The sequence below is a fragment of the Streptomyces sp. NPDC029836 genome (genome assembly GCF_055574495.1).
The window spans coordinates 185,692-201,517 of the sequence record NZ_JBVHZI010000001.1; the positions used below are offsets into that span (position 1 = coordinate 185,692).

General features: G+C 76.1%; 6 protein-coding genes. All 6 read left to right on the forward strand.

The features are described from left to right. The first annotated feature begins 386 nt into the window (after positions 1-386). Positions 387-7,532: an SDR family NAD(P)-dependent oxidoreductase gene (locus ACZ4XJ_RS00885; protein ID WP_468494819.1), complete on the forward strand. Its 7,146-nt coding sequence runs from the start codon at positions 387-389 to the stop codon at positions 7,530-7,532. Position 7,533: 1 nt separating this feature from the next. Then, on the forward strand, positions 7,534-12,240 hold the full coding sequence (locus ACZ4XJ_RS00890; protein WP_468494820.1) for a beta-ketoacyl synthase N-terminal-like domain-containing protein: 4,707 nt from the start codon (positions 7,534-7,536) through the stop codon (positions 12,238-12,240). A 161-nt stretch (positions 12,241-12,401) separates the two neighbouring features. Further along, the gene (locus tag ACZ4XJ_RS00895) at positions 12,402-12,656 is read left to right on the forward strand and encodes an acyl carrier protein (RefSeq protein ID WP_281204746.1); all 255 of its coding nucleotides are present in this window, start codon (positions 12,402-12,404) and stop codon (positions 12,654-12,656) included. A gap of 3 nt (positions 12,657-12,659) precedes the next feature. Continuing rightward, positions 12,660-13,493, forward strand: a complete 834-nt coding sequence (locus tag ACZ4XJ_RS00900; RefSeq protein ID WP_362875515.1) for an alpha/beta fold hydrolase — start codon at positions 12,660-12,662, stop codon at positions 13,491-13,493. Continuing rightward, the gene (locus ACZ4XJ_RS00905; protein ID WP_468494821.1) at positions 13,490-14,719 is read left to right on the forward strand and encodes a glycosyltransferase; all 1,230 of its coding nucleotides are present in this window, start codon (positions 13,490-13,492) and stop codon (positions 14,717-14,719) included. Before ACZ4XJ_RS00900 ends, ACZ4XJ_RS00905 begins: the two co-directional genes overlap by 4 nt. Beyond that, positions 14,716-15,792 (forward strand): class I SAM-dependent methyltransferase, encoded by a 1,077-nt coding sequence (locus tag ACZ4XJ_RS00910; protein ID WP_468494822.1) that lies wholly within the window; start codon positions 14,716-14,718, stop codon positions 15,790-15,792. The genes ACZ4XJ_RS00905 and ACZ4XJ_RS00910 overlap by 4 nt, the downstream gene beginning before the upstream one ends. The last annotated feature ends 34 nt before the right edge of the window (positions 15,793-15,826 follow it).

Sequence of the window (15,826 nt, forward strand, 5' to 3'; positions counted from 1 at the left end):
CCGGGCCGGCGGGGAACGGTAATCGGACAGGTGTCCGGAACGGCGACATGCGATCATGCTCGGACGAAAGCCCTACTGACCAGTACTTTCGGCGTCGTGCCCGAGTCGGATGCCCGTTGAATTCACGCCTTTGATTCCTGCTGTCGCATGACACGCGCACCGTCGATTTCCGGAATGGGACGCGTTGCGGGGGCGGGCCCGCGACCTGGAGCCCCCTGCGGATCAGGGCCGCAGCGTTGACCCTTCAGTAACTTGCCGCTACTTTCGCTACGTCCACCGAACTGCCCGAATTCCTGTTGCGGGCGCGCGCGACCCCATGCCTTCCTTCGGCGCTTTCGTTTGACCGAAATTTCCCCCCGGGTAATGCATCGCACATTCGGAGAATTATGACGTCGGCAGAGCACGTCCTGGACCTGGTCATTGGATTGACTCCTTTCGGTGAGCCCGACGCGCGGTTGGCGGCCGCGGTGACGCGCGGCGGGGGGCTCGGCGTGCTGGATCTCGGGAGCGGGGACCGCGCGGCCCGCAAGGAGTGGGGTGACCTGCGCGGGTGGCTGCCCGGCCGGCACGGGGTCCGCGTCGGTCCGCACTGCCGATTACCCCTCGACGCCCTCGCCCGCGACGGCGCGCCGCCCCACACGGTCGTGCTCGGCGTCGGCGCGCCGTGGCGTCCCGAGGCGCTGCCGTCCGGCGTGCGCGTCCTGGCCGAGGTGACCGGCGCGGACGAGGCCCGGGCCGCGCTGGCCGGGGGTGTTCACGGTCTGATCGCGCGCGGCAGCGAGTGCGGGGGCCGCATCGGCGAGCTCGGCACCTTCGTCCTGCTCCAACAGCTGCTCCGGATGGTCGGCCCCGACGGTCCACCGGTCTGGGCCTGTGGCGGCATGGCGCCGGGTACGGCCGCCGCCGCCGTGGTGGGCGGGGCCGCGGGCGTGGTGCTCGACACCCAACTCGCGCTCCTGGCCGAGTCGGCGGTTCCCGAATCCGTCGCCGCCGTGCTGCGGGGGATGGACGGCTCCGAGACCAGCGTCCTGGCCGGCCACCGATTCCTGCACCGCCGCACCCCCGGGTCCCGGACCGTGGACGAACTACCCGACGAACCGGGGCGGTTGGCGGCTCTCCTCGGCGGCCGGGACCCGGACACGCGGCTGCTGCCCGTGGGCCAGGACGGTTTCCTTGCGGCCCGTTTCGCGGACCGTTTCGGCGACGCGGCGGGCGCCGTACGCGCCGTGTCCGAAGCGGTGTCGGCCGCCGTTGAGGGGGACGCCGCGGCGGACGTCCTGCTGCCCGGATCGCCCATGAGCCGGGCCCTGGGCACCCCTCTGCCGATCGCCCAGGGCCCCATGACCCGGGTCAGCGACGGTACGGACTTCGCCCTGGCCGTCGCCGACGACGGAGCCCTGCCCTTCCTGGCCCTGGCCCTCGCCGGACGCGACCAGGCCCATGCCCTGCTCGCCGAGGCGGGCGCCGCGCTGGCCGGCCGGCCCTGGGGGGTCGGCGTCCTGGGGTTCGCCCCCGAGGAGACCCGTACCGCCCAGTTGGAGGCCGTACGCGCCCACCGGCCCACCCACGTCATCATCGCCGGGGGCCGACCCTCGCAGGCACGGGCGCTGGACGCCGACGGCATCAAGGCCTTCCTCCACGTGCCCTCCCCCGGGCTGCTGCGCCAGTACCTGGAGCAGGGCGCCCGGCGGTTCGTCTTCGAGGGCGCCGAATGCGGCGGCCACGTCGGGCCGCGCAACAGCTTCCCGCTCTGGGAGGCCCAACTCGCCGTGATCGGCGACTGGATGGACCGGAACGGGGCCGGGGAGCAGGGCCAGGGCGATGCGGCGGGTATCGAGGTGTTCCTCGCCGGCGGCGTCCACGACTCCCGCTCGGCGGCCATGGTCGCCGCACTGGCCGCCCCGCTCGCCGCTCGCGGCTGCGCGGTGGGTGTCCTGATGGGCACCGCCTACCTGTTCACCGAGGAAGCCGTCGCCTGCGGGGCCGTACGCCCCCTCTTCCAACGGCAGGTCCTCGCCGCGGAGCGGACCGCGCTGCTGCGCACCGCCCCCGGGCACGCCACCCGGTGCGTGCCCAGCCCGTTCAGCGACGGCTTCCGCGACGTGGAGGCCCGGTTGCGCGCCGAGGGAGTGCCCGGACGCGAGATCTGGGAGCGCCTGGAGCGGCTCAACGTCGGCCGGCTGCGCATCGCCAGCAAGGGCGTCGCACGCGACGCCGACGGGGTCCTGACGCCGGTGGACGAGGAACGCCAGTACGCCGAGGGCATGTTCATGGCCGGTGAGGTGGCGGCGCTGCGCGACACGACCACCACCGTCGCCGCGCTGCACGCCTCCGTCACCGACGGGGCCGCCGCCTTCCTCGGCCGGCGTTCCACCGCACTCCGCGCCGACCGCCCGGCCGGCGCGGAGACCGCCGCCGCCGAGTCCGTACCCGCACCGCTGGACGTGGCGATCGTGGGCATGGCCTGCATGTTCCCGCAGGCGCCGGACCTGGCCGCCTTCTGGGCCCTGGTGCTGGACGGCCGGGACGCCGTCACCGAAGTCCCCCCGGAGCGCTGGGACCCGGCCGTGCACCACTCCCCCGAACCGGGAGCCGCGAGCGCCTCGAAGTGGGGCGGTTTCCTGCCCCGGATCCCCTTCGACCCGCTCCGCTACGGCATCCCGCCGGCCTCGCTGGGCAACATCGAGCCCGTACAGCTCCTGGCCCTCGAATCGGCCCGGCGCGCCCTGGAGGACGCCGGGTACGGGGAGGCGGGCCGGACCTTCGACCGCACGCGGACGGGTGTCGTCTTCGGCGCCGAGGCGGGCAGCGACCTGTCGAACGCCACCACCCTGCGGGCGGTGCTCCCCTCCTACTACGGACACGTCCCCGCCGAACTCGACGAGCAGTTGCCGCGGTTCACCGAGGACACCTTCCCCGGCATGCTCGCCAACGTCATCTCCGGACGGGTGGCCAACCGCCTCGACCTGCGCGGCGCCAACTACACCGTCGACGCGGCCTGCGCCTCCTCGCTGGCCGCCGTCGACGCCGCCTGCAAGGAACTGGTGCTGGGCACCAGCGACCTGATGCTGTGCGGGGGCGCCGACCTGCACAACGGCATCAACGACTACGCCCTGTTCACCTCCGTGCACGCGCTCTCGCCCACCGGCAGGTCACGTCCGTTCGACGCCGGCGCGGACGGCATCGTCCTCGGGGAGGGCGTCGCCTGCGTGGTCCTCAAGCGGCTCGCGGACGCCGAGCGCGACGGTGACCGGGTGTACGGGGTCATCAAGGGCGTCGGCAGTTCCAGCGACGGCCGCTCGCTCGGGCTGACGGCGCCCCGTCCGGAGGGGCAGCGCGCGGCGCTGGAGCGCGCCTACCGCAACGCGGGGGTCTCGCCCGCGCAGGTCGCCCTGGTGGAGGCGCACGGCACCGGCACCGTGGTGGGCGACCGTACCGAACTGGGCGTGCTCACCGAGGTGTTCGCCGAAGCGGGCGCGGTGAGCGGCACGTGCGTCCTGGGGTCGGTGAAGTCGCAGATCGGGCACACCAAGTGCGCCGCGGGGCTGGCCGGGCTGATCAAGACCACCCTCGCCCTGCACACCGGTGTCCGGCCGCCCACGCTGCACCTGGAGCGGCCGGTCCCGGGTTGGAAGGAGGGCGGGAGCCCGTTCGTCTTCCACCGGGAGGCGCTGCCGTGGCCCGGCCCGGCCGAGCGGCGGCTCGCGGGGTTGAGCGCCTTCGGCTTCGGCGGCACCAACTTCCACGTCGTGCTCGCCGCGCACGGCGGCGACGGGCCGCCGCCGGTCCACTCACGGGACCTCTGGCCGGCGGAGCTGTTCACCTTCCGGGGCACCACCGCGGACGGGGCCCGCCGCGCGGTCGCCGAGTTGCTCGACCTCGTCGTCGCCGTCGACGCCGGGACGGCTCCGTGGCGGCTGCGTGACCTGGCCGCCACCGCCTCGCACCGCGCCGCCCGCGCCCAGGGACCCGTACGGGCCGCCTTCGTCGCGCACGACACGGCCGATCTGCGCCGGCGGCTCGGGGCCGCGCTCGACGCCCTCGACGCGCTCGACGACGAGCCGTCCGACGCCCCGGGCGACGCGCCGTCCGACGCGACCGCCGCCCCGGACGCGGCAGGCCTTCCGGTGGGCGCCGCCGGTCGGCCGTCGCCGGAGGTCCACCTCGCGGAGCGGGCGGGCGAGGACCCCGGCCGCACGGCGTTCCTGTTCCCGGGTCAGGGCAGCCAACGCCCCGGCATGTCGGCGCACTTGTTCACCACCTTTCCGGAACTCGGCCGGCTGCTGGACACGGGTGGCGGCGGGCACGTCCCCGCCGCCCTGCACCCGCCGGCCTCGTTCGACGACGCCGGGCGGGAGCGGGCGCGGTTGGCGCTGACCGACACCCGGGCCGCCCAACCGGCCCTCGGCATCGTGGAACTGGCCGTGTACGACGTCCTCACCCGGGCCGGTGTCCGCCCCGACCTGGCCGCCGGTCACAGCTACGGCGAGCTCGTCGCCCTGTGCGCCGCGGGCGTCATCGACGCCGACGCCCTGCCCGACCTCAGCGCGGCCCGCGCGGCCGCCGTGCTCGGCGCGGCCGGTGACGATCCCGGCGCCATGGCCGCCGTCGCGGCCACACCCGAGGAGATCGAGCGGGTCCTCGGCCCGCGGTTGCCGGAGGGACTCGTCCTCGCGAACCACAACGCCCCCCGGCAGAGCGTCCTTTCGGGCCCCACCGACGCCCTCGACGCGGCGCTGCGGTCGCTGCGCGACGCCGGTCTCGGCGCGAAGCGGTTGCCGGTCGCGTGCGCCTTCCACAGCCCGCTGCTCGCCTCCGCCGGCCCCGCATTCCGCCAGGTGCTCCAGCAACAACCGCTCCATGAGCCGGAGTTCCCGGTCTGGGCGAACCGTACCGCCCGCCCGTACGAGGCCGGCGCCGAGGCCGTGCGCGACGAACTCGCCGCGCAGATCGGCTCCCCGGTGCGCTTCGTGGCACAGATCGAGGCGATGTACGAGGCGGGTGCGCGCACCTTCGTGGAGGTGGGTCCCGGCCGGGTCCTGACCCGACTCGTCGCCGACATCCTCGGCGAGCGCCCGCACCGCGTCGTCGCCTGCGAGCCCCGGCCCGGCAGCGGCCTCCCGGACCTGCTGGAGGCGCTCGCCCGGCTCGCCGTCGCCGGACTGCCGGTGGTCACGGACTGGATGTTCCGGGGCCGGGACGCCGTCGACATCGACCGGACGGCCGCACCGCGCCGGCCCGGCTGGACGGTGGACGGACACCTCGTACGCACCGCCGCCGGCGACACCCTCCCCGGCGCCCTCGCGCCCGCCCGACGAGTCGTGGAGATCCCCGTGACAACGAACCCCGGTCAGCCGGCGCCCGGTACGGCCGACGCCCTCGTCGCCGAGTTCCTCCGGACCAGTCGGGACATGATCGCGGCGCAACGCGACGTGCTGCTCGCCTACTTCGGGACCGCCCCGGAGGCGGGAACCCTGGTGGGCGGGACGGCGCCACAGGCGGTGCAGCACGCGGTGCCGCACGCATCGCCGCAGCTCCCGGCGGCCCCCACGGCGTACGCCGTGCCGGACGCCGGGTCCGTACCGCCGACGCCGGCCGTGGTGGAGGTGGTCCCGGCGGGGGTCGCGGCCGGCTCCGAGGGGTCCGGGGCGCTCACCGAGGAGGGGGTGCTGCGGACGGTGATGGAGCTCATCAGCGAGCGCACGGGCTACCCCCTGGACATGGTGGAGCCCGACCTCGATCTGGAGGCCGACCTCAGTGTCGACTCCATCAAGCGCGCCGAGATCGCCGGTGAGCTGGCCCGGCGCCTGGGCGGCGCTCTCGACGGGTCCGCCGCGCTCGCCCTGGACGACTCGGAGTTGGAGGAACTGACCCGCGCCCGGACCGCCTCGGCGATCGCGCACTGGTTGGCCACCCGGGTCGTCGCCCCCTCCGACGTCGCGGCGACGGCGGCACCGGCGACGCCGGAGCCGGAACCGCCGACGCCGGAGCCGGAGCCGGTACCGGCGTCTCACGAGGCGCCGACGGCGGCCGGGCCGCTCCTGGTCGCCGCCCCCCGCCGGTTCCGGATGCTGCCGGTCCCGCTGCCCGAGCCGGAGCCCGGCCCAGGACGGGCCGCGCTCGCCGGAGCACGGTACGCCCTCGTCGGCGACGGCACCGGCGCCTTCCGCGGGCTGGCGGCGGAGCTGTCCGCCCGGCTGGCCGCGCTCGGCGCCGAGCCGGTGGTGCTCGCGGCCGAGCAGGTTCCGGACGAAGCGAACGGGCCGGTGGACGGCGTCGTCGTGCTGGCGGCCCTCGGGGAGGACGGCGCACCGTTCCTGCCGGCCGCTTTCCCGCTGGTGCGGGACCTCCTGCGCGGCGGGCCCCGCCGGCTGCTCCTCGCCCACGCGGTGCCCGGGATCCGGGGCGCCGGGGTGGACGGCCTGGTGCGGTCCGCGGCCCGGGAATACCCGGCCGTGGGCGTGCGCGGCGTCGGGTTGGACCTGGGCGCCGCCGCGTCACCGGTCGGCGCGGCGGACGCGCTGGTGGCCGAACTCCTCGCGGACGACGCCGCGCCCGTGGTGCTGCGCACCGCGACCGGCCGGTTCACGACGGAGCTGACCGCCGCGCCGCTGGGCGCCCTGGGCAGCACGGGAGCGGGGCCGGCCGGGGAGGGCGCGGCCGAGGTGGCGGCCCTGGGTCTGGACCGGGAGAGCGTCGTGGTCCTCGTCGGCGGTGCCCGGGGGATCACCGCGCGGTGCGCGGTCGCCCTCGCGACCGCCTCCCGGTGCCGGATCGAGCTCCTCGGCCGCACTCCGGCGCCTGAGGGGCCCGAGGATCCGCAGACCGCCGGCGCCGCCGACCGGGCGGCCCTGCGGGCCGTGCTCGCGGGCACGGGCCGCTACGGCGCTCCCGCCGAGGTCGACCGCGCCGCCGACCTGGTCCTGGCCCGGCGCGAGGTGACGGCGACGTTGGACGCGCTGCACGCGGCGGGTGGTCGGGCCCGCTACCGCAGGGTGGACTGCCGGGAGGCGCCCGCCGTGCTGCAGGCGGTCAAGGAGATCCACGCCGAGTACGGGCGCGTCGACGGGGTGGTGCACGCCGCCGGGGTCATCGAGGACCGGTTGATGGAGGAGAAGTCCGTCGCCTCGTTCGAGCGGGTCTTCGGCACCAAGACCGAGAGCGCCGCGGCGCTGCTCGCCGCCGTGGACCAGTTGCCCGGGCGGCCCGCGTTCGTGGTGCTGTTCGGCAGTATCGCCGCCGTCCTCGGAAACCGGGGTCAGGCGGACTACGCGGCGGCCAACGACGCGTTGGAGGCGCTCGGTTCCGCCTGGGCCGCACGGACCGGGGGCCGCGCGCTGACCGTCCACTGGGGGCCGTGGGCTCCGTCCGAGGACCACACCGGCATGGTCGGCCCCGAGTTGGCGCGGCACTACGCGCAGCGCGGGATCGCGCTCATCGACCCCGAGGAAGGCGCCCTGGCCCTGCTGCGGGAGCTCGCCTGGGGCGAGGAGAGCGTCCGCGCGGTCGTCCACACCGCCTCGGAGTGGTGAGATGACCCTCCCTTCCCACGAGGGCGCCGCCCACGCCCCCGTCGCGATCACGGGCATGGCGGTGATGTTGCCGGGTGCGCCCGACCTGGCGACGTACTGGCACAACCTGAGGGCCGGCGTCGACGTGATCGGTGAGGTGCCCGCGGGGCGTTGGGACCGCGACTACTACCACCCGGGCAGCGCTTCGGAGCCGGCCGCGGCCGACCGGGTGTACTGCCGGCGCGGCGGCTTCGTCGACGCCGTCGCGGAGGTGGACGTGACCCGGTTCGGGATCGTGCCGCATTCGGTGCCCGGTACCGAACCGGACCAGCTGATCGCCCTGCACGTCGCGGCGAGCGCCCTCGCGGACGCGGGCGGCGCGCGGCGGCTGCCCGACCGCGACCGGGTCGGGATCGTGCTGGGGCGCGGCGGCTACCTCACGCCGGGGTTGGTCCGGCTCGACCAGCGCGTCCGTACGGCGCGCCAGCTCGTCCGGACCCTCGGGGACCTCGTGCCGGGTCTGGACGCGGAGCAACTGGAGCGCGTCCGGGCGGCGTTCACCGAGCGGCTCGGGCCCGATCGGCCGGAGGACGCGATCGGTCTGGTGCCCAACCTCGCCGCGTCCCGGGTCGCGAACCGGCTCGATCTGCGCGGCCCGGCGTACACCGTCGACGCCGCGTGCGCCTCGTCGCTGCTCGCGGTGGACCAGGCGGTGTCCGCGCTGGCTTCGGGACGCTGCGACGTGATGTTGGCCGGGGGCGTGCACCACTGCCACGACATCACGTTGTGGAGCGTCTTCTCACAGTTGCGCGCCCTCTCCCCCAGCGAGCGCATCCGGCCCTTCCACCGGGGCGCCGACGGCATCCTCATCGGTGAGGGGACCGGCGTGGTGGTGCTCAAGCGCCTCGCCGACGCCGAGCGCGACGGCGACCGGGTGTACGCCGTGATCCGGGGCACCGGGGTCAGCAGCGACGGCCGTGCGTCCGGGTTGGTCAATCCCGATCCCGCCGGGCAGAGCCGGGCGGTGCGGGCCGCGTGGCGGGCGGCGGGCCTCGATCCCGCCGAGCCCGGGTCCCTCGGGCTGTTGGAGGCCCACGGCACGGCCACTCCGGCCGGTGACGCAGCCGAACTGGCGACCCTGTTGGACGTGTTCGGGCCGGCGCCGGCGTCCGGGGCGGGTCCGGCGGACCGGCCGGTGATCGGCTCGGTGAAGTCGATGATCGGGCACGCCATGCCCGCGGCCGGGGTGGCCGGCCTGGTGAAGGCCGCCCTCGCCGTCCACCACGGCACGCTGTTGCCCACCCTGCACTGCGAGGACCCGCACCCGGCGCTGGCCGCCACCCGGTTCCGTCCGCTGGCCGAGGCGGAGCCCTGGACGAGCGGGCCCGGCCGGCCGCGCCGCGCCGCCGTGAACGCGTTCGGGTTCGGGGGCATCAACGCGCACGTCGTCCTCGAACAGGCCCCCGTCGGTCGCGACCACCCCTCCCGCGCGGCCGCGTCCCGGCCCGCCCCGGCGACCCGCCGGGTGGTGGTCGAGGAGAGCGAACGGGTGCTGCTGCTGGGCGCGCGGACGCCGGAGGCGCTCGCCGCCCTGTTGGACGCCCCCGACCCGGTTTCGTCGCCGGGCGTCGGCGGGCCCGTACGGCTGGGCATCGTCGGTCCCACGCCCAAGCGGCTCGCGCTGGCCCGGCGGGTGGTCGCCAAGGGCGAGGCGTGGCAGGGGCGCAGCGATGTCTTCTTCAGCCCGCGTCCGCTCCTGGGCGGCGCGCGGGGGGGCCGGACCGCGTTCCTGTTCCCGGGGCTGGAAGGGGAGTTCGCGCCCCGGGTGGACGACGTCGCCGACCACTTCGGGCTGCCCCGGCCGCCGCTCCCCGACGAGGGGACCGGCGGGCTCGGCCGGCACGGGCTCGGTGTCGTGGCCGTCGGCCGGTTGCTCGACACGGCCCTGCGCCGCATCGGCGTCGTCCCCGACGCGGTCGCCGGGCACAGCGTCGGCGAATGGACCGCGATGGTCGTCGGCGGACTGTACGAGGAGGCGGCCGTGGACGCCTTCATGGCGGCCCTCGACCCGGAGGCGGTGCGGGCCGCCGACCTCGCGTACGCCGCCGTGGGCGCCCACGCCGACCGGGTGGCCCGGGTGCTGGCCGGCGGCGGGCACCCGTCCGTCGTCCTCTCCCACGACAACGCCCCGAACCAGTCGATGGTGTGCGGGCCTCCGGAGGCCGTGGAGGCGTTCGCGGTCGGACTGCGTGCCGAGGGGGTGCTCGTGCGCGTACTGCCTTTCCGGTCCGGTTTCCACACCCCGATGTTCGAACCGTGCCTGGCGCCGTTCCGGGAGGCCGCCGACCGGATGCGGCTGCGGGCCCCGCACGTCCCCGTCTGGTCGGGGACCACGGCGGCCCCCTTCCCCGCCGAGGAGGCCGCCGTCCGCGCCCTGTTCGTCCGGCACCTCCTCGAACCGGTGCGTTTCCGCGCGCTGACGGAGGCCCTGTACGCGGCCGGTTTCCGCGCCTTCGTGCAGGCCGGTCCGGGGCAGCTCGGCTCCCTCGTGGGTGACACCCTGGCCGGGCGCGACCACTTGGTCGTCGCCGCCAACTCCCCGCACCGCAGCGGCCTGGCGCAGCTCCGGCGGGTGGCCACCGCGCTGTGGACCGCCGGGGCGGAGACCGACCCCCGGGTGCGGGACGGGCCCGGGGGCGGGCTCGACGACGGTACGGGACGGCTGTCGGTGCCGGCCGGCTCCGCGCCCTCGGGCGGGCCGGCCCGGCGGGGCGTCCGTCTCGACCTGGGCGCGGCGCTGGTGGACCTGCCGCCCGATCCCGCGCTCGTGGCGGCACTGACCCGTGATCCGGTCGCCGTCCTCGGGTCGGCCGCGTCCGCCTCACCGGTGGCGGCCGAACTGTCGGCCCTGCTGGACGAGACCGCGCGGACGGCCGCGACCCTGATCGCCGCCGCGGCGGGGCGGGCTCCCGCGCCGCGCCGCCCGCCGGCGCCGCGACCCACCGGCTCGGCGGGCCCCGCACCCCGACGCGCGGTGGCCGCGGACCCACCGCCGCCGCGGGCCGCGGAGGCGCGGGCCGCGGAGGCGCGCGTCCGGCAGGAGACCGTCCGGATCGGCGTGGACGGCATGCCGTACCTGCTCGACCACTGCTTCTTCCCGCAGCGCGCAGGCTGGCCCGACGTCGCCGACCGGTGGCCCGTGGTGCCCGCCACCACGATCGTCGCCCACCTGATGGCGGCGGCCGAGCGCTCGGCGCCGGGGCACGTGGCGGTGGCGGTGCACGACGCCTGCTTCGACCGCTGGCTGACGGCCGCCGACCCCGTCGACGTCCCCGTCACCGTGACCCCGCGGGGTCCGGACCGGGTCGCCGTGTCGTTCGGCCCCGACGCCCGCGCCGTGGTGGAGCTCGCCGAGCGCCACGCCCCGGCACCCGCCGCGCCGCTGCCTCCCGACCCCGGCTCCGAGCGGGTGCCCGCGCACACCGCCGCGCAGGTCTACCGCGAGCGGTGGATGTTCCACGGCCCGGCGTACCGGGGCATGAGCCGGCTGTCCGCGATCGGCGACCGGCACGTGCGCGCCACGTTGACCACCCCGTCGGCGCCCGGCGCGCTGCTGGACAACGTGGGGCAGGTCCTCGGCTACTGGATCATGGCCACGCACACCGAGCGCACCGTGGTCTTCCCGGTACGGATGCGGGAGATGCGCTTCTTCGGCCCGCACCCGGCCCCCGGCACACCGGTGGAGTGCGTGATCCGGATCGTGTCCCTGACGGACGCGGTGCTCGAAGCGGACGCGGTGCTCACCGTCTCCGGCCGGGTGTGGGCCCGGCTCTCCGGCTGGCAGGACCGCCGCTTCGACAACGATCCCACCACCCGACCGGTCGAACGGTTCCCGGACCGCAACACCCTCTCCGCCGCGAGGCCCGGCGGCTGGTCGCTGGTGTACGAACGCTGGCCGGACCTCGCCTCCCGGGAGCTGATCATGCGCAACGCGCTGGGCGGCCCGGAACGCACGACGTACGCGCGGCGGCCGCCCCGGGGTCGTCGGCAGTGGCTGCTGGGCCGGATCGCCGCCAAGGACGCGGTGCGCCGACTGCTCTGGGAGGGTGGCGAGGGGCCCGTCTACCCCGCCGAGTTGCTCGTCCGCAACGAGGAGTCGGGTCGGCCGTACGTCACCGGGCGCCACGGCCGGGAGCTTCCGCCGCTGGACGTGTCGATCGCGCACCGCGCCGAGGCGGGCGTCGCCCTCGCCCGGCCCCGGGCGGGCGGCGCCGGGCCCCGCGACGGTGACGTCCGGGGTGGCCCCGGCATCGACATCGAGGAGATCTCCGAGCCCGCCGAGGCGACCGTCGCCACCGCGCTCTCGTCGGCCGAACGGGAGCTGTTGGCGACCGTGACCGCCGGCGGCGAGGACTCACCGGCCGTGTGGTTCACCCGGTTCTGGGCCGCGAAGGAGGCCGTCGCCAAGGCCGAGGGCACCGGCCTGGCCGGCCGGCCCCGCGATTTCGCGGTGACGGCCGCGCGGGCGGACCGGCTGACCGTGACCGTGCGCCGACCGGGCCCACCGGCCGGACCGCCCGCGCCCGCCCGGACGTACGGGGTGAGTTGCGAGCGGGTCGCGAACCCACCCGGGTTGCCGACCCGGGCGTACGTCGTGGCCTGGACCACCGGCCCGGAACCGGACCAGCCGGCGGCGGGCACCATCCGCAACGAAGGGAACCAGACGTGACCACCACCCGGCCCGGCGCCCCCGCGCCCGTCGACCCCGCGCCCGCCGACCCCTGGCCCGCCGACGGCGTGCGCGCCGATTCCCCGCCCGTGCCCGTGGTCCCCTCGCCCGGGGACGCCGTGCGCGCCGACGAGGCGTCGGTCCTCGCCGACCTGACGGGCATGATCGAACAGGTCCTCGGGGAGTACGGACTCGACGACACCGAGATCGGGATGGAGACCAGGTTCGGCCGCGACCTCGAACTGGAGAGCATCGACCTGGTCACCCTCGCCGGCCTCCTGGAGGACCGCTACGGCCGTCTGGTCAACTTCGCCGAGTTCGTGGCCTCCATGGAGCTGGAGGAGATCATCGAACTGAGCGTGGGCCGGCTCGTCGAGTACGTCTGCCTGTGCCTGAAGGCCGCGGGACGGGACTGAGCCATGGCGATCGTCGACACCGGTGACGTCCGGCTGCACGTCCAGCGCCTGCCCGCCCGCCCCACCGGCACCGGGCCGACCCCGGCCGCCACCGTCGTACTGCTCCACGGCCTGCTCACCGACAGCCTGGCCAGCTACTACTTCACCGTCGCCCCGGCGTTCGCCGCGGCCGGTCTGGACGTCGTGATGTACGACCACCGCGGCCACGGCCGCAGCGGCCGGCCGCGGCGCGGGTACACCCTGGGGACGTTCGTCGACGACCTGGACGCGCTCCTGGACCGGCTCGACATACGGACCCCGGTGCACCTGGTGGGCAACTCGTACGGGGGGACCGTCGCGTTCGGCCAGGCCCTGCGCCGGCCGGAGCGGGTCGCCGGCATGGTGGTGATCGAGTCGGAACCCGCCACCGCGGCCTGGGCGGTCAAGCTGGCCGGGCTGCTGGAGCGGGTCCGCCACGAGATGGACGTGAACGAGGACGCTGCCCTCGACTGGATCGCCACCCACCACGGCGGCCACACCGCCCGGTTGGCGAAGTCCGCCGGACGGCTCGTGCGCGACACCACCCTCGCCCGGGACATCCCGGCGAGCGCGGTACTGGACGACGACGACATCCGGGCGATCCGTTGCCCGGTCCTCGCCGTGTACGGAGCCGATTCCGACCTCGCCGCGCAGGCACCCCGCATGCGGTCGCTGCTCCCGCACTGCGCGACCGAGTTGCTACCCGGCCACCGGCACTCGGTCCTTGTGGAGGCGCCCGGCCGGGTACGGGACCTCGTGCTGGACTGGGTCGGCCGGCACTCCCGGCCGGCCGTCGGTCCCGGGGTGCGTGCCCGGTGAGCCGCTTCCTGTTCGTGGTGCCGCCGCTGGTCGGGCACGTCAACCCGGCCGTCGGGGTCGCCGCCGCCCTCGTGTCCCGGGGCCACCGGGTGGCGTGGGCGGGCGAGCCCGCGCTCGTACGCCGCCTCGCGGGCCCGGACGCGGTCGTCCATCCCTGCCCGCCCCCCGGCGCGGGTCGCTGGCAGCGAGGGGAGCCGCCCGTCGCCCGGCCCGCGGACATCCGGGGGCCGGAGGCCTTGCGGTTCCTGTGGGAGGGCTTCCTCGTACCGCTCGCCGAGGCGATGGCGCCGGGGGTGCGGCAGGCGGTCGCGGCCTTCCGGCCGGACGTGGTCGTCGCCGATCAACAGGCGCTGGCCGGCGCCCTCGTCGCCGAGGACCTGCGGCTGCCGTGGGCGACCTCGGCGACGACGTCGGCGGAGTTCACGGACGTCCTGGCGACCATGCCCCGGGTCGCCGCCTGGAACGAAACCCTGCTGCGTGACCTGCGCTCCCGGATCGGTGATCCGGCGGGGAGCGGCGACCCCCGCTTCTCCCCGCACCTCGTGCTCGCCTTCAGCACGCCGGAGCTGGCGGGGCGGGCCGTGCGGGGCGGCGACCGGGTGCGCTGGGTCGGCCCGTCGCTGACCGCCCGCCCGTCCGCCCCCTTCCCCTGGGAGCGGCTCGATCCTGGGCGCTCGCTGGTCCTGGTCACCTTGGGGACGGCGAACACCGATGCGGGGGCCCGGTTCCTGGCGCGGTCGGCCGAGGCGTTGCGGGCCCGGGCCGACCGGGTGCAGGCCGTCGTCGTCGACCCGAAGGGCACGCTCGGGGCGGGGGCGGGGGCCGGATCGGGGTCGGGTGCGGATCCCGCGGACCGGGACGTCATCGTCCTGCCGGTGGTCCCCCAACTGGAGCTGCTGGACCGCGCCGACGCCGTCGTCTGCCACGCGGGGCACAACACCGTGTGCGAGGCCCTGTGGCACGGCGTCCCGTTGGTGGTCGCGCCCATCCGCGACGACCAACCGGTGATCGCCGGACAGGTGGCCGACGCCGGGGCGGGCGTACGGATCCGCTTCGCGCGGGCCGGGGCCGACGCCATCGGAGCGGCCGTCGACACCGTCCTGCGGGACCCGGGCCCCCGGGAGGCGGCCCGGACCATCGCGCGGGCCTTCCGCGGCGCCGGGGGCGCCCCGGCCGCCGCCCGCCACCTGGAACGACTCGCCGACGGTCGGAAGGACGAGACATGAGCGCCGCATCCCGCAAGGCCCGTACGCTCCGGGTGGCCGAGCTGCGCGCCGCCTACCGCAAGGAACTGGCCGACGGCACCGAGGTGTTCTTCGCGCCGCGCGCCCACCGGTGCCCCTGGTGCGGCTCGGCGCGGCTCGGTGGGCACCTGCGCACCACCGACCTGTTCCAGCACAAGCCGGGTGACTTCGCCCTCGACCGCTGCCACGACTGCGGGCACCTGTTCCAGAACCCGCGGCTGAACGAGCGCGGACTCGCCTTCTACTACCGCGACTTCTACGACGGCCTCGGCGAGGAGCGGCTCGGCGGCGTGTTCGGCGGCCGCGGCGGCTCCTACCGGTCCCGGGCGCTGTCCGTACGGAGGCACCTCGTGGGGCCCGCCGAGTGGTTGGACGTCGGCACCGGACACGGCCACTTCTGCGAGAGCGCCCGCGCCGTGCTCCCCGCGGTGACGTTCGACGGGCTCGACCGCTCCGACGGCGCGGAACTCGCCGAACGGGCCGGTCGGGTGCGCCTGGGGCGCAGGGGGTCGTTCCCCGAGCTGGCCGATCGGCTGCCCGGCTCGTACGACGTGGTGAGCATGTTCCACTACTTGGAGCACTGCGACGTCCCGCAGCGCGAACTGGACGCCGCCCGCGCCGTGTTGCGGCCGGGTGGTCTGCTGGTCATCGACGTGCCGGATCCCGAGAGTAGGTTCGCGCGACTGTTGGGCCGTTGGTGGTTGCCCTGGTTGCAGCCACAACACCTGCACCTCATGCCGGTGGCGGGCCTGCGCCGGCGGCTGACGGAGACCGGCTTCACGGTCCTGGCCGAGGAACACGCCGAGGCGCACGACCCGGTCGACCTGGTGGCCGCCGCGTGGGTGGCGCTGGACTCGGTCGCCCCGCGCGAGGACCTCCCGTGGCTGTCCCCGCCGCCCGGGGCCGGGCGGCGGGTGCTGCGTACGGCCGTGCTGCTCGCCGGGGTGCCGCTGCTGCTGGCGGCGACCTTGCTGGACCGGGTGGCCGCGGGCCCACTGGCGGGCCGGCTACGGCTGACGAACGCGTACCGGCTGATCGCCAGGCGCGAGGAGTAGCGCCGACGGCCGGGACGGCCCGGGCCCGGCGGGC

What these genes read in the sequence shown, in the direction of transcription:
- ACZ4XJ_RS00895 (WP_281204746.1), top strand. Translation starts at nt 12,402, where the DNA reads ATGATCGAACAGGTCCTCGGGGAGTACGGACTCGACGACACCGAGATC.
- ACZ4XJ_RS00890 (WP_468494820.1), top strand. Translation starts at nt 7,534, where the DNA reads ATGACCCTCCCTTCCCACGAGGGCGCCGCCCACGCCCCCGTCGCGATC.
- ACZ4XJ_RS00885 (WP_468494819.1), top strand. Translation starts at nt 387, where the DNA reads ATGACGTCGGCAGAGCACGTCCTGGACCTGGTCATTGGATTGACTCCT.
- ACZ4XJ_RS00910 (WP_468494822.1), top strand. Translation starts at nt 14,716, where the DNA reads ATGAGCGCCGCATCCCGCAAGGCCCGTACGCTCCGGGTGGCCGAGCTG.
- ACZ4XJ_RS00900 (WP_362875515.1), top strand. Translation starts at nt 12,660, where the DNA reads ATGGCGATCGTCGACACCGGTGACGTCCGGCTGCACGTCCAGCGCCTG.